Origin of the sequence: Paenimyroides ummariense (genome assembly GCF_900115115.1) — a bacterium.
Lineage (GTDB): Bacteria > Bacteroidota > Bacteroidia > Flavobacteriales > Flavobacteriaceae > Flavobacterium > Flavobacterium ummariense.
Window position 1 is genome coordinate 13768 of sequence record NZ_FOVI01000019.1, and the last position, 23821, is coordinate 37588.

A 23821-nucleotide genomic window follows, 5' to 3' on the forward strand; every position below is an offset into this window, starting at 1 on the left:
TTACAGGTTATCAGAAGCAAACCATTCTGCGTACGAACTTTCGGTTTCTTGTAAACGCAAAGAAAATAACTTGATGTTTTGCGGCAAACGGCTTTTAATGCGTTCGGCATAATCAATTACTAAATTTTCGCTTGTAGGTTGGTAATCAACCAAAATAACATGATGTCCGCGTTGTTCCAGTTCTTTAGCCAATTCTACGTGCGGCGTATTTTGGTTAAAAACAGTTGCATGATCAAACTGATCTACCACTTCTTCTTTAACAATGGCTTTTAAATCGGTAAAATCGATCACCATTCCGTATTTTACATGATTTTTATCTGTTATAGGCTGCCCAATAACAGTAACCGACAGTTTGTAGCTGTGTCCATGAACATTTCTACATTTACCGTCGTAACCATAAAGTGCGTGACCGGTTTCAAAAGTAAATTGTTTGGTGATTCTGATAAAACTCATGATGCGAAAATTTTTAGCAAAATTAGTGATTTAAAATTTAATAGCTGATACTGCTTGACTAAAAACCACAGATGCACAGATTGCCACAGAATTAAATGGAGTATACTTCAATGAGAAGCTGAATCGAGTTTAGCTTGACAAAAACCTGTCATTCCGACAAAGGTGGAATCTCAAGTAAAGATTCTTCACTTCGTTCAGAATGACAAGTTTTATATTATTTCCCTTTAAAAGCATTCAATGCATTTACAGTAAAATCAGACAAAACCAATTTACCCGAAATCGCAGCGCGGTCTTTTAAAAGTGTATCCCAATTTTCGGTTCCTTCCCATAAAACCTTTTTCATTTCGTATAAAGCTTCCGGGTTGTAAGTGCTTAAACGTGTGGCGAATTTTTCCAAAGCTTCGTCCATTTGTGTTACATCATCAAATAATTGCGTAAATAATTTGTTATTAAAAGCCCAATCGGCACTTTTCCAATTTTCGGCATCCAACGTCATTTCAGCTAAAGCAGGTTTTCCAATTTTTCGGCTCACAGCAGGTTCAATAACAAATGGACCAATACCAATTGCCAGTTCAGATAGTTTAATCGAAGCGTTTTTGGTAGCAAACGTATAATCGCACGCAGCTGCCAAACCAACACCGCCGCCAACGGTTTTTCCTTGAATTCGACCAATAATAATTTTGTTCGATTTTCTCATGGCATTGATAACATTAGCAAATCCGCTGAAAAATTGTCCGCCTTGTTCTAAATCGCTCACCTGCAACAATTCATCAAACGATGCACCTGCACAAAAAGCCTTTTCGCCTGCACTTTTCAACACAATAACTCGAACATCATTATTCGTATTTAAAGCGTTAATAGCATTTGTTAGTTCTGCCAATTGCGAACTTGGGAACGAATTACTTGCCGGGTGAAAAAATTCTACAAAAGCAATAGTATCCTTAAAAGTAGTTGTAACGTATGATGTTGTTTCCATTTAAAAATTTAGTTTGTTAATACAAAGATAAACCATGTTGGCAATTTGTTATTTATTTTTGATAAATATGTACATTTGCAACGTTTTAAAAAGAAAAAAATGTTGAAATATTTCGTAACCCTAATTTGTATTCCTTTCGCGGTAACTGCCCAGCAGGCAAATACTGTGTATTATGCAGCGCCATATCTACAAATTGAAGATGTTTATAAAAAAGCAACTGCCGACGGAAATGACTTTGGATACAATATTTTGATTCATCCAGATTCTAAGTTTATTCACGAAGGTTTCTTTATGTGGGTTGACGATCAATGGTACGAAATTTTAAACACCGGCGAATTATTTAAACCGTATGCCGATTTTAAAACACTTTTTACGATATCAAAAGAAAATAAAAATCCTTTAAAAATAAAAGATGTTAACGATGTGGTTTATCTGTTTCCGGTGGAAGCTTTAGATACGTACATTGTTTCGGCTTCTGATTTTACCACACTTTCTAAATCGATCCAAAAACGCGATTTAATTACCTACACAAAACCTGTTGAAGTTGTTGCAGAAAAAACGCCTGTTGTTTTAGATGTGATCGATGTGGTGGAAGTTCCTAAAAATGAAATTCCGGTTGTTCCTGCAAAAGAAGAAGTTGCTGTTACTGCCGAATTACCTAAACTAAATACCAACGAACCGGTTTTAATTACCAGCGAAGATCCGCAATCTGTTTTGTTAGATGTTATTGAAGTTGTAGATGTAGTAAAAAGAGAAGAAGTTCCGTTTGATCCTACCCAAAACACGGTTGTTGAAAATCAGCCTGAAATAACAGAAGAAAAACCGAAGGTTGAAGAGAAGATTGTTGAGGAAGCTCCTGTAAAAATATCGGCAACCAACACGCCAATTATCGCTAAACCAAGCAACGATTACGAAATTGCCGTTAACGAAGGTTTTGATGGTACAGTAACCGAATGGATTGAAATGATTGATGCCAAAGGTGGTAAAACAGCTTACCAACAAGCGCTTGATAAAGGATACAAAGGCACAGAAGAAGAGTGGATGAAGATGCTTTGGGGACGCGAAGTTGATGTTGAAATTGCCAAACGCGATAAAACTACGGCAATTGTAACCGAATGGATCCAATCTTTAAATACATCTAAAGGAAAATCGCCTTACGAAATGGCTTTAAAACATGGTTTTTACGGAACTTTTACCGAATGGGTAGAATCTGTAGTGGGAACCGATGGCGAAAAAGCATACGAACACGCACAAACCAAAGGTTTTGAAGGATCTTATAAAGAATGGATCGAACAACAGTTAAAAACATCGAACCAAGAAGTTTTAAGAAAAGAATTATTGACCAAAACGCAAATGTTTGTTGCACCAAACGTGTTAATGCCTTTAAATGCAGAAGTTACAGAACCTTTAACTTTTGATTTGTTCGATTATTACAACCAATTTTACGGGTCGGCAGTAATTAGCAGTGCAGACCAAAGTAATAATGCGCTTGAAATTAAACCAACCGATTTGGAATATCAGATTACGTGGTTTGAAAAAGATAAAGTAAAAATTATAGAATTAACCAAAGACGGACTTTTAAAATACCAACCGTTAGAAGGTATTTTGGATACAAATACCAAACTAAACGTTCGTTACATTTTAAAGTAAAATCTACTGATTTTCTCGCATCGCCTTAAAATAAGCCGCTCGGCTTAAAGGCTCGTACTCATTGGTTTCGCCCAACATAACCAAATTGTCGTTAGCTGCTTTTCTAAAGCTGTAATTAGCTAAATTTCCGGTGCGTGTGCAAACCGCATGTACTTTGGTAACATATTCGGCAGTCGCCATTAAAGCAGGCATTGGTCCAAAAGGTTGCCCTTTAAAATCCATGTCTAAACCGGCAACAATAACTCGAATTCCCGCATTTGCCAAATCATTGCAAACCGTAACAATTTCATCGTCGAAAAACTGTGCTTCATCAATCCCGATTACATCACAACCATCGGCTAAAATTCTAATGTTTGCAGCAGCCGGAACAGGTGTAGATCTAATTTCGTTTCCTTGGTGCGATACTACGTTTTCGTCGTCGTAACGGGTATCAACCGCCGGCTTAAAAATCTCCACGCGCTGTTTGGCAAACTGTGCACGGCGCAATCTACGAATCAATTCTTCGGTTTTGCCAGAAAACATCGAGCCGCAGATCACTTCGATCCATCCAAATTTTTCTGTATGATTTACCGGATTTTCAAGAAACATTTTAGCAATTATAAGTTGTTTAAAACAGTTTTTTCTGTTACTTTGTATCCTGCAAATTTATCAAAAAATAAGTTGGTAAAATTTAAAACCGTTAAAAGTTATGAAGAAAATCATTGAATCAGATTTAATAAGTATCGCCCACCGAATCTTGAAATTAAAAGATAAATCGGAAATTTCTTCTTTGTTGAAAGAAACCGAACTGCTGCATAACAAATTGATTTTATTGCAGTTTTATGAAGATAACAAGTTTAGATTGGATCCATCGATAACTCCGGAAAAATTATTAGAAGACGTAAAATCGACAGAACCTACAAACGAACAACCTGCAAGCGTTTTTTTAACGGAAGAAAAGAAAGACGATGTGGTAACTTTTGAGGAAGAATTAATTACCCCAATTGAATTAAGCGTGACCAACGCAGCTGATATTGATGCAGCGCCACCGGTTGAAGCCTCGGTTGAAAATGTTGAAGAAGAGAAAGAAATCGAAGAAACAACAGAGGAAGTTGTTGAAGAAATTTCTCCTGAAGAAGAAGTGCAAACTGAAAGTAATGTAGTGGAGTTTACTCCGTCGATCGAAGAAACTATAAAATCGATTGATGAAGTGGAAGAAGAAATAAAAATCGTGGAACAGTTAGATCCTGTGGAAGATGCAAAAGAAGCAGTTGAACGTGCTACGTTAGAGATCGATCCGGTTTTCTCAATTCCGCATAACGAACTTTTTGATACGAATGATTCCAACAAAAAGGAAGAAGATACTTTTAAAGGATCACAACATTTTGTAACCAATCAGGCAGCAGAAAAATCGACAGAAAATTACCGTCAAATTCCGTTAAATAAATCAATAAACGATGCATTTGCCAATAAAATTTCGATTGGTTTAAATGACCGAATTGCGTTTGAAAAGAACTTGTTCAACGGCAGCAGCGATGATTTAAACCGAGTAATTGCACAATTAAACACCATTGAAAGTTACGAAGAAGCAAAAGATTTTATAGACGATTTGGTGAAACCCGAATTTAACAACTGGAACGGAAAAGAAGATTACGAAAACCGTTTTATGCAGTTGGTTGAAAAAAGATTTTTGTAGTAGGTTTGATATACCACAGATAAATCTAATCCAAAAAGGTTGATAATTAATAAACCACATAGATAGCATTTTAATTTTTTGCTTTTAGAAAGCATAGAATCATTTTTAAGCATAGCTTAAAACTATGAGCAATTAAAATTATTTAAGGCAGAATTTCTATATATCTATGTGGTGAAATATTAAAGATAAAACCTTACATCTGTGGAAAACATAATAAAAAGAAACTCAAAAAATGAGTAAATTATATATTGTGCCAACGCCCATTGGCAATTTAGAAGACATGACTTTTAGAGCCATTAAGGTTTTAAAGGAAGTCGATTTAATTTTGGCAGAAGACACGCGCACCAGCAGCAAACTCTTAAAACATTTTGAAATTGGTACGCAAATGCACAGCCACCACATGCACAACGAACATCAAACGGTGGAACATACGGTGCAGAAATTAAAAAACGGACAAACAATTGCGTTGATTTCTGATGCTGGAACGCCTGCAATTTCCGATCCCGGATTTTTATTGACGCGTGCTTGTGTTGAAAACGATATTCCTGTGGAATGTTTGCCGGGTGCAACTGCTTTTGTACCAGCATTGGTAAACAGCGGCTTGCCAAACGATAAATTTGTTTTCGAAGGATTTTTGCCCGATAAAAAAGGACGTCAGACTCGATTCTTAGCATTGGCAGAAGAAACCCGAACCATGATTTTGTATGTATCGCCACATAAACTGGTAAAAACATTGGCGGAATTTGAAACCTATTTTGGTAAAGAACGTCAGGTTTCGGTATCTCGAGAATTATCAAAACTGCACGAAGAAACCGTACGCGGATCGGTAGAAGAAGTGTTGAAACATTTTGAAACCAAACCGCCAAAAGGCGAAATAGTTGTTATTGTAGCAGGTAAACAAAAAGAAAAAAAGAATAAAAATGAGTAGCCATTTAATTACCACAACCTGGAAAGGAAACATGCAGTTTGAATCGACAAATCCGGGCGGTTCGTTAATCATTGATGCTGCCGAAGAAGTTGGTGGAACAAACAACGGACTGCGTCCAAAAGCGTTGATGTTGTCGGCTTTAGCCGGCTGTTCGGGTTTGGATGTTGCTTCGCTGATAAAAAAAATGCGTTTGGAAGTAACCGATTTCAATATTGAAACCCAAGGATTTTTAACCGATACCGAACCACAGGTTTATGATAAAGTTACGGTTACCTACCATTTTTACGGAAGCAATTTAAACGAAGAAAAACTAAACCGGGCTGTTGAACTTTCGGTTGAAAAGTATTGTGGAGTTATGCATATGTTCCGCAGTTTTGCCGATGTAAAAATTGATACGGTTTTTCATAAAATTTAAAAGAAAGGAAGCTATTTGGCTTCCTTTTTTTGTGGTAATTTCGATATTTAAAATTACAGTTTATACAAAAAAACTAATAATTTTTTTAAATTAAATAAATACCCTAATAAAAAGATATAATAAGGCAAATATTATTGTAAAAATTAAAGTCATGCATCCTATGGCAAAAGCACTAGCAAAAAAATTTAATAATGTTTTTGGGTTATGATTTTTTTTAGACTGTTTTAATTTTTCATTGTATTCGTTTTCTATATAACTAATTGCGTCGCTATACCCAAAATACTCATCAAATATTAATCTTGCTTGTGGATCATATCCACTCATTTTAAATTCATGAATTAAAATATTATCAATAATATTTAAAACTACAGATAGTTCATTTAATTTTATTTCTGATAAAATTGCAATCTTAATTTCAATTCTCGATTCATCAAGCCAAATAGAAAAATTTAAGAAGTCGAGAAGAAAACAAGACTCACCTATAAAATCGTTGTTAATTTTAAAGTCTAAGCCTCTTATTTTTAGCTTGTCAATTATTCTCCATGTTAAATCATCAGAAATGTAAAAGATATCGTCATAATTTGCAGTTACTTTTACGAGTGAAATTGCTTCCCTAATTTCAACTTTACGTTTGTTAAAATAATAGATACTGTATACCATTAGTTAATTTTTCTTAATCTTAACAAACAACTGTTAGAATATTAAACTTGTATTAAAACATCAGAAGTATATACCATTTTTTACAAAGTCTCTGCTGTCAATAGTTGTTACTTAACATAAACTCTTTTAGTTAATGTCATAATATTTTCGGCAATAATAGTATTCAAATTTTCTTTGTTGACTACTCCATTTTCATTATTCTTTCTCCAAAATTCGTAAACAGTTTCAATTTCCTCGGATAGTAAGAAGTATTCGTATTGTTCTTTCTTAAAATCTTGTAATTCTTCGTAGGTAAATATTCTTCTTTGAATAAAGTTTCCATCAAGAATCTCTAAATATTCAAAAATACCATTTATAGGTTCTAAATCGAATTCATCTCTAAAATCATCAATTCTAATTAAACCAGAATACCAATCATATTTACCATTATTTGGAAACAAATCTCCAAGATTATAATCTCTATTTAATACAAATAATTGATTGTCTCTTATTTCAAATTCTGCAATGTACCCTCTCCACATAGCTGTAGAAACAAAATTATTTACGGGTCTCTTTTCGGGGAATTCATCAAAATAATCTTCTAAAATAAAATTATTTAGATAGATTTTTTTATTGTCAATATATAATATGTCATCTGCTTGTCTAGTCATTTTTTAAATTATTTGCCACAATCGAATATACATATTCTTTTTAAATCAACGACAAATTCTCATCTTGCAAAAGCCATAATATTAAAATAATTTTGTATTTTAAACGCACTTCAATTGGAGTGCTTTTACATTTTACTATGCGTTGGTCATTAAAACAAAATCCCGATTCTCAAATAATTCAGCATTTAAAAACCACTTTAAATGTAAGTCCGCTTGTGGCAAATTTGCTGGCACAACGTGGTATTAAAACATTTGATCAGGCTAAAAAGTTCTTTCGACCAGAATTAGAAGATCTGTACAATCCGTATTTAATGAAAGATATGGGCAAGGCGGTTCAGCGTATAGAAAAAGCCATTGCAACCAACGAACGCATTTTGGTTTTTGGCGATTACGATGTGGATGGAACCACGGCGGTTGCTTTGATGTCGTCTTATCTGAAAAGTTATTATCCCGATGTTGACACCTATATTCCCGACCGATATGCCGAAGGTTACGGAATATCAAACCAAGGAATCGATTACGCCGAAGACAACGGAATTACGCTGATTATTGCGTTAGATTGCGGTATAAAATCAATCGATAAAATAGAATACGCCAACCAAAAAGGAATCGATTTTGTAATCTGCGACCACCATTTACCTGGTGATGAGGTTCCAAATGCTGTTGCGGTTTTAGATCCAAAACAAAAAGACTGCAACTATCCGTTTAAGGAACTGTGCGGTTGCGGTGTGGGTTTTAAGTTGATACAAGCTTTGGCGGCAAATCGCGAGGAAACCATAGAAGATTTAATTCCGTATTTAGATTTGGTTGCAACAGCCATTGCAGCCGACATTGTGCCGATTGTCGATGAAAACCGCATTCTGGCATATTACGGTTTGCAGGTTATTAATAGCAATCCGCGACCTGGAATTTTAGCAATGAAAAAGCAGTTTGCCATTAAAGAATTCACGATTACCGATGTGGTTTTTAAAATTGCACCGCGAATAAATGCTGCCGGACGTATTAAACACGGAAATTATGCCGTTAGATTACTGACCGAATTTAATTTGGATGAAGCGATTGAATGTGCAAAAGAAATTGACGAGTTTAATATGAACAGACGAATTTTAGATCAGCAGATTACCGAAGAAGCATTAAATCAGATCATTGAAAATAACGAAGAAACTGCTTTTTCATCGGTTGTTTATCACGAAAGTTGGCACAAAGGTGTCATTGGTATTGTGGCTTCTAGGTTGATCGAAACGTATTACCGTCCAACGTTGGTTTTTACAAAAAGTGGCGATTATCTGGCAGCTTCGGCTCGATCTGTTAAAGGGTTCGATGTGTATCAGGCATTAGAAAAATGTTCGGAACACATCATTCAGTTTGGCGGGCACATGTATGCGGCAGGTTTAACGATTAAAGAATCCGAATATGAAAATTTTAAGTCGAAGTTTGAAGAAGTGGTGAAAGAAACCATTTGCGAAGAACAGCAAACCGAAGAAATTGAAATTGATGCCGTGGTGAATTTTGATGATTTCGATGAAAAAACCCTCCGTATCTTAAAACAGTTCGAACCACATGGTCCTGGAAATATGACGCCTGTTTTTTTTACACCCAATGTTTTTGATACCGGCAATGCGCAGTGTATCGGCAAAAATAATGAGCATTTGCGTATGTTCGTCAAACAGAATAATTCAAAACCTTTCCCTGCAATTGCCTTTAAAAAGGGCGAGGTGCTTAACGCAACAAAAAATCTTAAATTAATGAATATGGTGTATTCGTTATCAGAAAATCAGTGGAGAGATAACGTAACCATACAACTTCAGGTAAAAGATTTTAATACGCAGTAATTTCATCATAAATTATTCAAATTATTGCATATTTTTGCTACTGCAAATTTTTAATCTTAAAACAAATTTTATCTATGAGAGTAGCTGTAGTTGGTGCAACCGGTATGGTTGGCGAGGTAATGCTGAATGTTTTGGCAGAACGTAATTTTCCTGTAACAGAATTAATTCCGGTAGCATCGGAAAAATCGGTTGGTAAGGAAATAGCTTTCAAGGATAAGAAGTATAAGGTAGTAAATTTGCAAACAGCCGTTGAAATGAAACCCGATGTGGCATTGTTTTCAGCAGGTGGAGAAACATCATTGGAATGGGCACCAAAATTTGCCGAAGTGGGTACAACTGTAGTAGATAATTCATCGGCTTGGCGCATGGATCCTACTAAAAAATTGGTTGTTCCTGAAATCAATGCCAATGTGTTGACAAAAGACGATAAAATCATTGCCAATCCAAACTGTTCAACCATTCAGCTGGTAATGGCGTTGGCTCCTTTGCATAAAGCATATCAAATTAAACGTGTTATTGTTTCAACGTATCAGTCGATAACCGGAACGGGTGTTAAGGCGGTTCAGCAGTTAGAGAACGAATACAAAGGTGAAAAAGGCGAAATGGCTTACAAATACCAAATTCACAGAAATGCGATTCCACATTGCGATAGTTTCTTAGATAACGGTTACACCAAAGAAGAAATGAAGTTGACCAACGAAACCAAAAAAATTATGGGCGACGATAGTATTAAAGTTACGGCTACGGCAGTTCGTATTCCGGTTGTTGGCGGACACAGCGAGGCAGTAAATATTGAATTTAAAAACGATTTCGATTTAAACAAAGTACGCGCTTTATTGCAAGATACACCGGGAATTATGGTACAAGATGATTTAGATACTTTTACTTACCCAATGCCGTTGTACGCACAAAATAAAGACGAGGTTTTTGTTGGAAGAATCCGTAGAGATGAAAGCCAGGAAAACACTTTAAACATGTGGATTGTTGCCGATAATTTACGAAAAGGTGCAGCAACCAATACCATACAAATTGCCGAATATTTGTTGGCAAACAAATTAATAGGTTAAAATATGTTAGTATCATTTATAAAAAACTCTTGATTCGTCAAGAGTTTTTTGTTTTTAAAATATTTTTTGAACGATACCACAAATACATCCTGCACAAATTAATGTGTCAGAATTCCTTTTCTTTATATGTTTTGCTATCCTTTTAATTTCTTTAGGTATTTTTAATTTCTTTTTTTTCATTAAATGGAGACCGTATATACCATATGCTTGATTTTCAATATTGAAACTTTTTAAATAACCATAAACTTCACTATAGTTATGTAATTCGAGAAGTGTCTTTATATCTTTAGCTTTTTCAGTTAGAGAATAACCATATCCAGCATTAATGGCATACTCATAGTTTAATGACATTTCATAAAGTATATCTTTTAAGTTTTTATTTGTGTGGTAAAATTCGTTTCTATTGTTTATGTACTCATTTACTGATTTATTTTCCTTAATAAAATGTTTCGATACAAGTACACTGTTGTTTTCAGAACCCCAAGTGCTAATGTTTATAGTATAAAGTAAGATTGTGTCATTTCTCTTTAAAATATCTATTTGAAAGTCATCACCAAAATTAAAGAAATAAATTCTTTGATGATAAATATTAAAATCAACATCTCTATCAAAAATAGTTATTATTTCAAAATGTTCGTCAAAATGGTATAGATCTGTAGGAACAGATTTTGTTATATTATCTAATTTAGAAATTACTTCTTTTCCTGTATGAACTGTAGCCATCTCTTTTTTTAAAATATTGCCAATACTATCTGTGTTTTGTGCGTAGTTTTTTAATTGTGCAAATAGAATAAGAAGAGTAGTAAAATATAATTTAATCATAAAACGGAATACATTAGGCTTTAAATATAAGTAATTTTTTATATTTGCAGTTCTATGAAATCAAACAAGCAAATAATATCATTGTTTTTTAGCATTTGTGTTCTGGTAACACTTATGTTTCAATCGGTGCATACGTATTCGCATTTGGTTTCCGATTTTTTAAGTACAGATACGCATCATGCCAATCATGATCAAATGGCAAATCATCATTCAGATGATTGTCAAATCTGTCACTTTACTTTTAGTCCGTTTACAACTGTTACACCAGATGTAATCGTATTTTATCCCACTAAAACATATCCAAAATTAAATGCTGAGTATCGAACAATTTCTGTTGATGCTTCGTTTGATTTTGTATCACTTCGCGGTCCGCCGGTTTTTGTTTAATAAACAATTTTGGTTATTTAATCAGTATCTATTATCATTCGTCACTTCGAGTAACGTAATGCAATGGAGTGTATCGAGAAGTTTTTAGATTTAGTTCTCGACTTCGCTCGAACTGACGGGACATAACTTGCATAGTTTCAATTAACCAATTCAATCATTTACAAAAATAAAAAAGCTCACAAAATGCGTTTATTATTAACGATTGTTTTGTGTATGTTGGGCTATGGCGTTTTTGCGCAATACCAAATAAGCGGTGTTGTAAAAAATGTTGATGGCGAAAGCATACCAAACAGTCATGTTGATTTAAGCAGTAGTTGTGTGGATACAGATGCATCGGGAACTTTTATTTTTACGGATCTGAAAAATGGTTCGTACACCTTAAAGGTTTCGGCAGATGGTTACGGCGTTTATCAAGAAAAAATTCATTTGAATCAATCAAAACAAATTACCGTTGTTTTAAATGAAGAAGAAACTTTGGAAACCCTTATAATACATACCGCACAACAAAAAGCTTACAATCAGCAAAAAGTTACACAGAAATATCTCCAAGATAATTACAGCAACAGTTTGGCAAAAACCTTGTCAAACGTGGTGGGGTTAGATGCCGTTACCGTTGGTTCGCAAACCGCAAAACCTATGATGCGCGGCTTGGGATTTACACGCCTGGCTGTTACCGAAAACGGTATTAAGCAGGAAGGACAACAATGGGGTGCCGATCACGGTTTGGAAATTGATGCGTTGACTACCGAAAGTGTTAATGTTGTTAAAGGCGTTGGCACAATTACGCACGGATCGGACGCGATTGCAGGTGTAATTGAAGTGAACAACGAAACAATTCCAACCGATGGTTTTAAAGGGCAATACATTACAACGGCTCAAAGTGTGAACAAATCGTGGGCAAATGCACTGAATATGTCGTATAAAAAAGGCGATCACTTTTATAAATTCAAAACAGCATACACCACATTTGCCGATTTTAAGGTTCCGGTTGATGAAATAACGTATCTATCTACAAAAATTCCGCTGACCAATGGAAACATGACCAATACTGCCGGAAACGAACTATCGGTTTACGGACAATGGGGTTATGTAAAAGATGATTTTCAGAGTATTTTAAGCATCAGCCAGTTTCAAAACAAATCGGGATTTTTTGCAGGTGCACACGGAATTCCGTCTGTAAATGATGCCAAACCCGACGGTAACGAACGAAACATCGGCATGCCTTATCAGCAGGTAAATCATACCAAAATAACCTATCATGCAAAATGGCTAAACACGCATGATGTGTGGGATTTTAAGTTTGGTTTTCAACGCAACCACCGTCAGGAATACAGCTTGTTTCATTCGCATTATTCCAATCAGGTTCCGCCCGAAATCAATCCTAATTTAGAGTTAGATTTTAAATTGAATACCCTGAACGCCGAATTATTGTACAAAAAAGACTGGCTGTTAGATCATACCACAATTTTAGGTGTGCAAAGTCAGTATCAAACCAACGATATTGCGGGTTACAGTTATTTAATGCCGGAATATAACCGATGGAATTTAGGCGTTTTTGGAAAACATACCTGGAATTTTGCAACCGATTGGAATTTGGAATTAGGTGCAAGATACGATGTTGCCAATGTAAAAGTTGCCGGTTTTTTTGATGAGGTGTTGTTTGATTATTTATCACAACGTGGCACACCAGAAGATCAGGCTCGACAAAATGCCCAACGTGCTGAATCGCTATCTAAAGATTTTTCAAGAGGAAATGTAGCTTTTGGCGTATCGCACCAAATCACGGCCGATTGGGAAAGTACATTTACAGTGGCATCAAATTTTCGATTTCCAACGGCAATGGAATTAAGTTCGAACGGAATTCACCATGGCGCTTTTCGTCACGAACAAGGAAATCAGAATTTAGATGTTGAAAAAGGCTGGGCTTTTGATTTAAGTCAGCATTTCCACAAAAATAACTTTAAAATAAACGCAAGTGCTTATTTATATTATTTCACTAATTACATTTTCTTAAAACCAACGGGCACGTTTTCTATTTTGCCACACGGCGGACAGGTTTATAAATACGACCAATCAAGAGCGATGCTTACCGGTTTAGAGGTTGATGCGCAGTACCAATGGAACAAATTTGGTTTCCAGACACAGGCGGCTTATTTGTACAACAAGCAGATTAGTGATTCGGGTGTTGATTATCCTTTGCCGTTTTCAACCCCAATTAACGGACAATTTAATGTTCAATATTATTTAAACGATGGTAGTTTACTGCAGCAAAATCAGTTTCAAGTAGGATTAAAAACCGCTTTGCAGCAAAACAGAATTGCCCAAAACGAAGAAGTAACGCCGGGTTACACCATTGCAAATGCACAATTTAGTTCGGTACTTAACTTTAAAGGTTTTAAACCGCAGATTCGTTTGCAGGTGAATAATGTTTTTAACACGGTTTACTATCATCACAACAGTTTTTACCGCGCTTTGGATATACCGGAGTTTGGCAGAAACATTCAAATTTTTATAACAATTCCCTTTTAATTTAAAAAGAAATCAATCATGAAAAAATTAGCAAGTTTAAGTTTCGCAATAATTAGTTTATTAGCAGTTTCATCATGTTCAGACGATGATGCAGTGGTAGATACAACAAAACCAACCATTGAAATCATTACACCAACAGATCATCAGGAAGTTGAACCGGGATCGGTTTTTACAGTGAAAGCAAATTTGGCAGATAATGTAGGTTTGGCAAGTTACAAAATCGAAATTCACTCGGCAGAAGACGGTCACGAACATAAAGCAAAACAGTTACATGACGAACATTACGAATATGCATTCACAGGCGAAGTTCCTAACAAAACAGCAACTTATGCTTTAGAGCATGCTATTAATATTCCTGCCGATGCACCGGAAGAGCATTACCATGTTGGAATTACGGTTTTAGATGTAAACGGTAACCAAAACCAGCAGTTTGTAGAAATTTTTATTGGTCACGATCACCATCATTAATAGATTCATTGTTTTTTTTACAGATCCCAAATCGTTTAGGTTTGGGATTTTTTTTGGTAATTGATGCTTATATTTGGCGAAATTAATTTTTGATAAATGGAAGTATTGTCAATCATATCTAATAAAAAAGTAATATTGGAATATTTTAATTCTTTTATTAAACATTATTCTTCTTTAAAATTTGAGAGTTCAGATTCCGATACTAATTTTTATACGAAGCTTAATAGTAAGAAAAATGAAATCTTCTTTCACTTTTTGTTTAATTCTAAAGAAGAAATTGATCTAAATTTCACAATAGATGATCAACTACACATATCTAGTTTTATCAAAAATTCCCCTTTCTACATATTTGATATACAGTATAGAGATGAACTTTTTTTGAATAAATTATTGTTCGATTTTAAAGTAAAACTGAATGAGATTCAACATGATGAAAATTTGATTGTATTATTGAGTTATACAAATAGCACCATTAAGCATTTTTATCCTTAAAATCAGAATTATTAATCATTTGTTAAACTTGGAAAGTTCAAGTTCTAGCAATTCTAGAAATACTAAAATTTGAAATTATTCGTTTATCTTTGAAGATTAAATGAATTTAATTATGAAATTTTTCAAACAAATAAGTCTTTTATTTTTACTAACAACTGCTTTTACTTTTGTAGGCTGTAACGATGAAGATCCGGATACTGTTGGTCCAACAATTGAAATTACGAATATTCCAGATAATAAAGAATTTAAATTCGGCGGAGAATTAAAAATGGATATTCATTTTAATGATCCTAATGGTGTAGTAGAGTATCAAATTGAAATTTACAGAGAAGATTTTACAGTAAATTCTTTTGAATTTACTAAACTAGTAAAAATAGCTGCTTTTTCTACAGATTTCACAGTGTATCAAGGTGTATTAATTCCTAAAGAAATAGAAAATGATAAACTATATGATGAAGGAAATCACATAATAAAAATAATAGCCGTTGATTATAAAGGCAATATTTCTACCTATTACAAGCCAATCCGTATTGTTTATCCAGCAGCAGAATAATTTAAAATTTATGAAGAAGATTATAATACCAATTGTTTTATTAGCATCGGCAGTTTTTGTTTCGTGTAAAAACGACGATAATGTTGCCCAAGTAAAGAAGCTACCAAAATCAATAACAAGTGTGTCGGGTAATTTATTGTTTACTTACAGCGCCAGCGGACAATTGGTTAAGGTAACCGATAAGGATTCTGAAACAGAATATACCGAAACTATTTTTACGTACGACAGCACCGGCAAAGTAACAAAGTTTGTAACTATTTATAATGATCCTACAGGCACCGAAACCGATTCGTACACCATTACTTACCCAACAGCAAACCAAGCAAGAGTAACTGGAGACGATAATGATTACGTTTTGTTTAACTTCAACGAAAAAGGTCAGGTTTTAAACTTTAGCAATGCAGGTCTTTTAGTAGCTTTTACTTACGATACCAAAGGTAATATTGTAAAAATTGTCAACGGAAATTCTACAACAACCGCAAGTTACAATAATGACAAAGGTATTTTAAGCGGAATAACATCGCCTAAATGGGTGTTGTTGTTAAGCGATTTTGATTTGTATCATTTCGGTGAAAACAACCCAATTTCAGTAACAAATGTTTCAGAAAACCAAGGAACAACTTACACTTCGTCTGAAACTTATTCGTATCCAATTGAACATATAATCGATGGATATCCAACGCGTATGTCTGTAAACTACACCGAAAACGGATCAACCGAAAACGAAATTTATACCATTAATTATTAAAAGATGAGCTTCTTATAAATAAACTCCTTTCTTGTTTATATGGAAAGGAGTTTTATATTTGCACCAAATTTAGAAATAACTTATGAAGAAAATAATCTTTGCAACCCTGCTTTTTGTTGGTTTTGCATTCACTTCTTGTGAGAAAGATAAAGAAGAACATGAAGATCAAACTACCAACGCAATTTATCTTCCTTCAAAAATATACGGCGACAGCGGTCCGGTTACTTTTAAGTACGATGATAAAAACAGAATTACCGAAATGAAGCAAGACGATTCTGATTATACCATTACTACCACACTTAACTATACCGGCGATTTAGTAACCTCGGCAAAAGTTCAAGAAGTTACTACAGAAAACACCTACACATCTGATTATACTTTTACCTATCAAGGCAATAATGTATTGATTTCTTATGATGATGATCCAGAACCAATAGATGTTTTTACGATTGATACTAAAGGTAGGTTAATAGGTTACGATGGCGGATCAATCACTTACGATACCGCAGGAAATATAAAGAAAGTAACCAATCCTTACGACGAATACACATTTGAATACGATACTAAAAACGGCATCTTTAAAAATGTAAAAACGCCACAATGGCTGTATGTTTATTTGTTAGATGATTACTTTTTTTATTTGGTTAACAACTGTGTAAAAATTGATTATAAAGATTTAGAATCATCAGAAACCGATACCCAAACAATCACTTATACTTACAATACCGATAATTTTCCTGAAAAAATATTGTTTTCAAACGAAGATTATTACATAAAAGTAGAATACACTAAAAAATAATTTTAATTCTTATATACTTATGAAAAAATTAGTATTATCGGCATTTGTTTTAGCCGGATTAATGTTCACATCTTGTGATAAAAACGATGACAACAACCCAACAGAAGAAGGAACGGTTGATGTTACAAAAATGTACCTTCCATCGAAAATTGTTTCAGACGATTATACAACAACTTACACTTACAACAACAAGGGTCAGGTAACAAAAATTACCGAAAGTGATGGGTACGAATATACATTTACCTACAATGGTAACCAGTTGGTTGAAGTTGTTTCTATAGACGAAGTTTATAAAACAACTTATACATTTACACAATCGGGAACAAAGTTAACTCTTAACATGAAAGGAGAGTTTAACGGACAAACTCAAACCGATACTGAAGAATTGACTTTAGATAGTAAAGGAAATTTGATTAACGACGGATATTTTACTTATAGCTATGATGCAAATGGAAATATCACAAGGATGACGAGCGATGACAGCGAAGAGGTAAAATTAACTTTTGATGCTAAAAACGGAATCTTTAAAAACCTAAACCTTCCAAAATGGGTTTCAACCTATATCTTAGAAAATCAAACAAACTTGGTTAATAATGCAGTGAGTATAAATTACGAAGATTCAGATTTTCCTGAAGATAATTTTACGGGAACAGTAAAATATGATTATAATGCTGATAACTATCCTGTGAAAATGGAAGCAACTTCATCTACAGATGGGACTTACACACAAACAATAGAATACACTAAAAAGTAATCTTAATCAATTCATATAATTAAAACTTGCCAACCTCGGCAAGTTTTTTTATTTTGCAGAACATCAATAATTTAATCATGAAAAAATTAGTTAGTTCTATTTTTATCGCTTCGGTTATCCTTTCACAAAGCGTAAATGCCCAAAATAAAGCAATGAATTATCCGCAAACAGCAAAAAAAGAAGTTATAGATACTTACTTTAACAATAAAATAGCAGATCCTTATCGTTGGTTGGAAGACGACCGATCTGCCGAAACTGCCGCTTGGGTTACGGCTCAAAACAACGTAACTTTTGCTTATTTAGATCAGATTCCGTATCGTGATCATTTAAAAAAGCAATTGACAGAAAAATGGAATTACGAAAAAATCGGTGCTCCGTTTGTAGAAGGCGATTTTACCTATTATTATAAGAACGATGGTTTGCAGAATCAGTCGGTTTTGTATCGAAAAGATAAATCAGGTAAAGAAGAAATTTTCTTAGATCCTAATACCTTTTCTAAGGATGGAACCACGTCGTTAGCCGATGTTTCTTTTACCGAAGACGGAAGTTTGGTTGCCTACGCTATTTCAGAGGGAGGAAGTGACTGGAGAAAAATTATTGTTTTAAATGCAAAAGATAAATCGGTAATCGGAGAAACCTTGATCGATGTAAAATTTTCGGGAATCAGCTGGTACAAAAACGAAGGGTTCTATTATTCAAGCTACGACAAACCAACCGGATCTGAACTTTCTGCAAAAACAGATCAGCATAAATTATATTATCACAAGTTAGGAACATCGCAAAAAACCGACAAGCTTGTTTTTGGTGAAAAATACAAACGCCGTTATGTGGGCGGATACGTTACCAACGATCAAAAATATTTGGTGGTAACTGCTGCAAATGCTACATCGGGCAACGAATTGTACATTCAAGATCTAACAAAAGCAAACAGCCAGATTCAAACAGTTGTTACGGGTTTTGATAACGATTATTCTATTATTGATTCTAAAGACGGAAAATTGTATATCGAAACAAATCTAAAAGCGCCCAATAAAAAATTAATGGTGGTAGATGCGGTTAAGGTAATTAATTTAAGCGCATGGGAAGATTTGATTTTAGAAAGCGATAACGTGCTTGATTTATCTAAAGCTGGCGGATATTTTTTTGCACATTACATGAAAGATGCCGTTTCGGTTGTTGAACAGTTTGATTATTCGGGTAAATTCATTCGCAAAATTCAGTTGCCGGGCTTGGGAACAGCAAGTGGTTTTGGCGGAAAAAAAGATGCGAAAGATTTGTACTATTCGTTTACCAACTACATTACGCCGGGAACTATTTATAAAATGGATATTGCTGCGGGAACATCACAAGTGTATCAACAACCAAAAGTTAAGTTCAACCCAAGCGACTACGAATCTAAACAGGTTTTTTACGCATCTAAAGACGGTACACAAGTGCCAATGATGATTACCTATAAAAAAGGAACGAAGTTAGATGGAACAAATCCAACTATGTTATATGCTTACGGAGGTTTCAATGTGTCGTTAACACCAAGCTTTAGTGTTGCCAATGCGGTTTGGTTAGAAAATGGCGGTGTTTACGCTGTTGCAAATTTACGTGGCGGCGGAGAATACGGTAAAAAATGGCACGATGCTGGAACAAAAATGCAAAAGCAAAACGTGTTCGACGATTTTATTGCCGCAGCAGAATATTTAATTAAAGAAAAATATACATCGAGCGAAAAACTGGCAATTCGCGGTGGATCAAACGGAGGATTATTGGTTGGAGCAACCATGACACAGCGACCAGATTTAATGAAGGTAGCTTTACCAGCTGTTGGTGTGTTAGATATGTTGCGTTACCACACGTTTACGGCAGGCGCAGGCTGGGCTTATGATTACGGAACAGCAGAAGATTCTAACGAAATGTTTAATTATTTAAAAGGATATTCGCCGGTTCATAATGTAAAAGCAGGCACTTCGTATCCGGCAACAATGGTTACCACAGGCGATCACGACGATAGAGTAGTACCGGCACACAGTTTTAAATTCGCCGCAGAATTACAAGAGAAAAATGCGGGTAACAATCCAATGTTAATTCGTATTGATGTGAATGCAGGTCACGGCGCAGGAAAATCGGTTCAGCAAACCATTAACGAAAATGCAGATATACAAGCGTTCACCCTTTGGAATATGGGCGTTACTAAGTTGTAGTTTTTTAAAATGCTAAATAAAATTTAAGTCACCGCAAACCGGTGACTTTTTTTGTTAAATTTAATTTCTTAAAAAAATAACTTATGCGTAAAACTTTACTTTTATTGATGCTACTTGCATCAGTTTCAACAACTTTAACTGCACAGAACAAAAATGATGAAACAACATTAGACGAATTAATTATTCATTCAAAAGCTAAAAAGAAAATCAAAAAGTTAAAAGTGAAAGGTTTTCCTTTTTACGGTTACTATGGTCAAAATGAATCAATTGTTACAGGTTTGACTAATCTTCCTAAGGGTAAAGTAAAATCAGTGATATTCAATTTTAACAATCGTTATACTAGATTTGTTGGACAAAATTTTAATCAGATTAATATAAGCTATTTGGATATGGAGTTTGGTATATTGGTTTATGAAATGAATGATAAATATCAACTTGGAAATATCGTGAGTAATTGCGAGGTAAAATTTTCAGTTTCAAAAGATCATAAAGGAGATTTTAAAGTAGATCTATCTGAAATTGATTTTCCTGAAGGGCAGTTTTTTATAGGTTTAAAAGTGTTGTCTGAAACATACAAAAACGATATAGGTTTTTATGTGATGTTGAGTGATAATGATGAAAATGTTTCTTACAGAACACATAAAAATTATAAAGGTGCGAATGGAAATGATTTTTTTAATTTAGAAGGAGAACATCTAAAAATGACATTAGAGATTGAGCAGTAACAAAAAATCCATCGTTTAACGCGATGGATTTTTTATTTACTTGGTTTATCGCCGTTAGCCAGCGAAAACTTAATCGATTTTTTTGGATACAATTCAGAACTCATGTGGCTTGGGTTGTTGATCAATTTTTTAATACTGATTTTATCGCCCAATTTAAAATTAGCCTCAACCATTTTATAATCTAACAAATAAGGTCCGCAGAAATAATTTCCTTTTTCATCTTTTTCAATAATTCCTTGGTATAAACCTTCTTTCGTTTCTTTTCCCATAACGTTTAATTTAAAGTGCAAAGATAAAGACTATTTATTCTTTTTCATATCAATTAACATTGGTAAATTCTTTTAGACTAAATAAATACTAAAAACATAAGCAAAGCGTTACTTAAATAACAATTAATAAAACACTGTAAATGAAAAATTTCTTTTTGCTACTTTTCTTTGTAGCAACCAATGCTATTGGACAAACTTCTATTTCCGAAACTGATAAAATAGCTGCTTGGACCAAAATGTGGAGCTTTTTAAAATATTTTCATCCTGCTGTTACACATGGAACAATGGATTGGGATCAATTTTATTTAAATGAGTTAGATTCATTAAAAAACATAAATTCAAAAGAAGATTTAAACCTCCGATTTATAGACATAATCAAAAAATTGAACAGTGAAAGAGTAATGTATGTAAATCCAAAAGAAACAGAGTTTGTTGATACAATTATAAACAATCTATACAACGTTGAACACTTCTCAGATGAACTGATGCAATATTTTAAAGAAATTGCATTACAAAGAATCAGTGGTAAAAACAGATTTTTAGATTTTAATGAGATTGACCATCCTATTTTTTTAGAAAAAGATACCTACAAAGACATTCACTATCCCTCAAAACCAATAAGATTATTAGCACTTGCAAGAATTTGGGCAACAATAGAATATTTTTCGCCACATAAAAACCGTATTGAATTAGGTTGGCAAAATGTTTTAGAAAATCAAATTCCGAAATTCGAAAAGGCTAAAGACAGTTTAGAGTATTACAAAGCAATTCTTAATACTTTCTCTTATTTACGTGACTCCCATTCATCAATTACATTTCATCCTGATAAATATTCTGCTTTAGGAGATAAAGGCTTTCAACTATATTTTCAACTGATAGAAGATAAAGTAGTTGCAACAAATTTTTTACCTCAAAGCAAATTACTGAAACAGAAAGACCAAATAGAATATGGTGATATTCTTATAAGTATTGATGGTATTTCTGTTGATAATCTGCTAAATGAATACAGACAATTTGTTGGAGGATCTCATAAAGCGTCGAGAGATAAATTTATAACATCTAATCATCTAAGATTAGGTTGGAATGATACAGCAGTAGTTGAAGTTGAGAGAAGTAATGAATTGAAAAAATTAAAACTTCATAGATACAAAGGAAATTATATATCAAAATTAATTTCAGATGAACTTGTAGCTACAAGTTGGAAAGAAATTGACAAAGAAATTGGATTTATAAGAACAGATCTTATGAGCAATGAAGAATTTTATAAAGCTATGAGAAAATTAAAGAAAAAAAAGGCTTTAATAATTGACCTCCGTCATGGGTATAATTTCGATAAACTCAATTCTGAAGTTTTAGCGTACTATTTTTCATCAGAAGAAAAAAAATATGCACACATGTATAATATTAGTAAAGACATTCCTGGGAAATTTTATGAAATTAATCCCGTTTTCATGATTGGTATAAAACAAAAACCAAAGTATAATGGAAAATTAATTATTTTGATTGACGAATATGTACAAAGTGCATCAGAAACAGCTCTTTCATTAATTAAAACTTTTCCTAATGTTATACTTATTGGTCAATCTACGGCTGGTTCAAATGGTAACGCAGCTTTAATTAATATTCCTGGAAATTATTCTGTGTATTTCACTGCTGCCGGCATGAGTTATCCTGATGGAACGTCAGCGGTTGGCAATGGCATTCAACCCGATATATATGTAAAAAGAACTATTGAGGGGATTAAAAATAATAAAGACGAAATTTTAGAAAAAGCAGTAGAATATGCAAAAAGCAATTAAACTAATGTTATTTCTGTTTTTAATAAACACTATAACAATCAATGCCCAAACACTTATAAACAATGAAGTACTACTTTTTTCTATAGAAAATAAAACCATTGATTTTATTGTTGCTGATAAAAATCTAGAAGAAAAGAAACCCATTTTACTTTTTTGTCAAGGTTCATTGCCTATTCCATTGCTCATTAAAAAAGAAGATGGAACTACCGAAATTATTGCAGGTGGTGTTAAAACATTGAATTTAGAAGAATTGCAAAAATCATTTTATGTTGTGGTTGTATCAATGCCCGAAACTCCGGCGACTGTTAGTGAAAGTGATTTGAATAATCAATTTTATTTTGATCCAAGGCATGAAAATCAACCAACTGAATTATTTTTAAAAGCAGATTACGTTGAAAATTATGTGAATAGAGCAGAAAAAGTCTTAAGCTTTTTACAAAATCAATCGTGGGTTAGCAATGAAAAGTTGGTTATTGCAGGTCATTCTCAAGGAACAAAAATTGCGTCAAAAATTGCATTGCAAAATAAATTTGTTACTCATTTAGGTTTATTTAACCCAAATCCGTTTGGAAGAATTGATGAGGAAGTTAGACAAGCCAGATTAGATGCTCAATCAAAAAAAATCAGTTGGACAGAAGCATCTACAGCAATTGATGAATCGATATTGTTTTATCAACATGCATCAGATCCTAAAAATCAAACGGAAGATCCATCACTTATAGCTTGGAAATCTTTCTCTCAACCCAGTTTAAACGATTGGTTAAAAATAGAAATACCTATTTATATTGCTTACGGAACCGAAGATACATCGAGTGCCTTGTGTGATATTGTTCCACTATTTTTTATTAGTCAGCAAAAACAAATTTAACTGTAAAACGTTATATTGGCGTAGAACATAATTTTTTCAAGGTGGAAAACGGTAAAGTAGATTATGAAAATGATCCAGAATGGAAGAACGTAATGACCGAATTTTTAAAT

24 protein-coding genes are annotated in these 23821 nt (G+C 33.8%); 17 read left to right on the forward strand and 7 right to left on the reverse strand.

Annotation, left to right across the window (positions count from 1 at the left end; translation table 11 throughout):
• Positions 1–453: a 6-pyruvoyl trahydropterin synthase family protein gene (locus tag BM253_RS12460; protein WP_091524816.1), complete on the reverse strand. Its 453-nt coding sequence runs from the start codon at positions 451–453 to the stop codon at positions 1–3.
• 214 nt (positions 454–667) lie between these two features.
• A complete protein-coding gene (locus BM253_RS12465) occupies positions 668–1429 on the reverse strand; it encodes an enoyl-CoA hydratase/isomerase family protein (RefSeq protein ID WP_091524820.1) in 762 nt (253 codons plus the stop codon).
• Positions 1430–1528: 99 nt separating this feature from the next.
• On the opposite strand from BM253_RS12465, the gene BM253_RS12470 reads away from it, so the two are divergent.
• On the forward strand, positions 1529–3079 hold the full coding sequence (locus tag BM253_RS12470; protein WP_143095653.1) for a hypothetical protein: 1551 nt from the start codon (positions 1529–1531) through the stop codon (positions 3077–3079).
• Positions 3080–3082: 3 nt separating this feature from the next.
• On the opposite strand, the gene BM253_RS12475 is transcribed toward BM253_RS12470, so the two are convergent.
• A complete protein-coding gene (locus tag BM253_RS12475; RefSeq protein WP_091524829.1) occupies positions 3083–3667 on the reverse strand; it encodes a thymidine kinase in 585 nt (194 codons plus the stop codon).
• A gap of 100 nt (positions 3668–3767) precedes the next feature.
• Between BM253_RS12475 and BM253_RS12480 the strand changes: the two genes are divergently transcribed.
• From BM253_RS12480 to BM253_RS12490, 3 genes are all read left to right on the forward strand, one after another.
• Positions 3768–4754: a hypothetical protein gene (locus BM253_RS12480; protein WP_091524834.1), complete on the forward strand. Its 987-nt coding sequence runs from the start codon at positions 3768–3770 to the stop codon at positions 4752–4754.
• 232 nt (positions 4755–4986) lie between these two features.
• The gene (gene rsmI, locus BM253_RS12485) at positions 4987–5682 is read left to right on the forward strand and encodes a 16S rRNA (cytidine(1402)-2'-O)-methyltransferase (RefSeq protein WP_091524838.1); all 696 of its coding nucleotides are present in this window, start codon (positions 4987–4989) and stop codon (positions 5680–5682) included.
• On the forward strand, positions 5675–6097 hold the full coding sequence (locus BM253_RS12490; RefSeq protein ID WP_091524842.1) for an OsmC family protein: 423 nt from the start codon (positions 5675–5677) through the stop codon (positions 6095–6097). The genes rsmI and BM253_RS12490 overlap by 8 nt, the downstream gene beginning before the upstream one ends.
• Before the next feature lie 90 nt (positions 6098–6187).
• Here the strand turns inward: BM253_RS12490 and BM253_RS12495 are convergent, their stop codons facing one another.
• Both BM253_RS12495 and BM253_RS12500 read right to left on the reverse strand, forming a co-directional pair.
• Positions 6188–6757 carry a hypothetical protein gene (locus BM253_RS12495; RefSeq protein ID WP_091524845.1) on the reverse strand — a complete coding sequence of 190 codons (570 nt, stop codon included), beginning with the start codon at positions 6755–6757 and terminating at the stop codon, positions 6188–6190.
• A gap of 107 nt (positions 6758–6864) precedes the next feature.
• Complete coding sequence (locus tag BM253_RS12500; RefSeq protein WP_091524848.1) at positions 6865–7407, reverse strand: hypothetical protein; 543 nt, start codon at positions 7405–7407, stop codon at positions 6865–6867.
• Between the two features lie 137 nt (positions 7408–7544).
• Between BM253_RS12500 and recJ the strand changes: the two genes are divergently transcribed.
• Positions 7545–9239: a single-stranded-DNA-specific exonuclease RecJ gene (gene recJ / locus BM253_RS12505; RefSeq protein ID WP_091524852.1), complete on the forward strand. Its 1695-nt coding sequence runs from the start codon at positions 7545–7547 to the stop codon at positions 9237–9239.
• 74 nt (positions 9240–9313) lie between these two features.
• Complete coding sequence (locus BM253_RS12510; protein ID WP_091524854.1) at positions 9314–10306, forward strand: aspartate-semialdehyde dehydrogenase; 993 nt, start codon at positions 9314–9316, stop codon at positions 10304–10306.
• 54 nt (positions 10307–10360) lie between these two features.
• On the opposite strand, the gene BM253_RS12515 is transcribed toward BM253_RS12510, so the two are convergent.
• On the reverse strand, positions 10361–11128 hold the full coding sequence (locus tag BM253_RS12515; protein WP_091524858.1) for a hypothetical protein: 768 nt from the start codon (positions 11126–11128) through the stop codon (positions 10361–10363).
• Between the two features lie 54 nt (positions 11129–11182).
• Here BM253_RS12515 and BM253_RS12520 point away from each other — a divergent pair, with 54 nt between their 5' ends.
• The 9 genes from BM253_RS12520 to BM253_RS12565 all read left to right on the forward strand — a co-directional run bounded on the left by BM253_RS12520 (position 11183) and on the right by BM253_RS12565 (position 20775).
• Entirely contained in the window at positions 11183–11515 is a 333-nt protein-coding gene (locus BM253_RS12520; protein WP_091524860.1) for a hypothetical protein, read from the forward strand.
• A gap of 183 nt (positions 11516–11698) precedes the next feature.
• Positions 11699–14044, forward strand: coding sequence for a TonB-dependent receptor (locus tag BM253_RS12525; RefSeq protein WP_091524863.1), 2346 nt, complete (start codon positions 11699–11701; stop codon positions 14042–14044).
• 18 nt (positions 14045–14062) lie between these two features.
• Complete coding sequence (locus BM253_RS12530) at positions 14063–14512, forward strand: DUF4625 domain-containing protein (RefSeq protein ID WP_091524866.1); 450 nt, start codon at positions 14063–14065, stop codon at positions 14510–14512.
• A 604-nt stretch (positions 14513–15116) separates the two neighbouring features.
• A complete protein-coding gene (locus tag BM253_RS12540) occupies positions 15117–15557 on the forward strand; it encodes a DUF4625 domain-containing protein (protein ID WP_177205781.1) in 441 nt (146 codons plus the stop codon).
• A 10-nt stretch (positions 15558–15567) separates the two neighbouring features.
• Positions 15568–16305: a hypothetical protein gene (locus BM253_RS12545; protein WP_091524878.1), complete on the forward strand. Its 738-nt coding sequence runs from the start codon at positions 15568–15570 to the stop codon at positions 16303–16305.
• Between the two features lie 82 nt (positions 16306–16387).
• Positions 16388–17104 (forward strand): hypothetical protein, encoded by a 717-nt coding sequence (locus BM253_RS12550; protein WP_091524881.1) that lies wholly within the window; start codon positions 16388–16390, stop codon positions 17102–17104.
• A 19-nt stretch (positions 17105–17123) separates the two neighbouring features.
• Entirely contained in the window at positions 17124–17858 is a 735-nt protein-coding gene (locus BM253_RS12555) for an RHS repeat protein (RefSeq protein WP_091524885.1), read from the forward strand.
• Positions 17859–17932: 74 nt separating this feature from the next.
• Positions 17933–20050, forward strand: a complete 2118-nt coding sequence (locus BM253_RS12560) for a prolyl oligopeptidase family serine peptidase (protein WP_397334429.1) — start codon at positions 17933–17935, stop codon at positions 20048–20050.
• Positions 20051–20133: 83 nt separating this feature from the next.
• Positions 20134–20775, forward strand: a complete 642-nt coding sequence (locus tag BM253_RS12565; protein WP_091524892.1) for a hypothetical protein — start codon at positions 20134–20136, stop codon at positions 20773–20775.
• A gap of 32 nt (positions 20776–20807) precedes the next feature.
• On the opposite strand, the gene BM253_RS12570 is transcribed toward BM253_RS12565, so the two are convergent.
• Positions 20808–21044, reverse strand: coding sequence for a hypothetical protein (locus tag BM253_RS12570; protein WP_091524896.1), 237 nt, complete (start codon positions 21042–21044; stop codon positions 20808–20810).
• A 140-nt stretch (positions 21045–21184) separates the two neighbouring features.
• On the opposite strand from BM253_RS12570, the gene BM253_RS12575 reads away from it, so the two are divergent.
• Positions 21185–22843: a S41 family peptidase gene (locus BM253_RS12575; protein ID WP_091524899.1), complete on the forward strand. Its 1659-nt coding sequence runs from the start codon at positions 21185–21187 to the stop codon at positions 22841–22843.
• Positions 22827–23711 carry a hypothetical protein gene (locus BM253_RS12580; RefSeq protein ID WP_091524903.1) on the forward strand — a complete coding sequence of 295 codons (885 nt, stop codon included), beginning with the start codon at positions 22827–22829 and terminating at the stop codon, positions 23709–23711. The genes BM253_RS12575 and BM253_RS12580 overlap by 17 nt, the downstream gene beginning before the upstream one ends.
• Positions 23712–23821 lie beyond the last annotated feature (110 nt).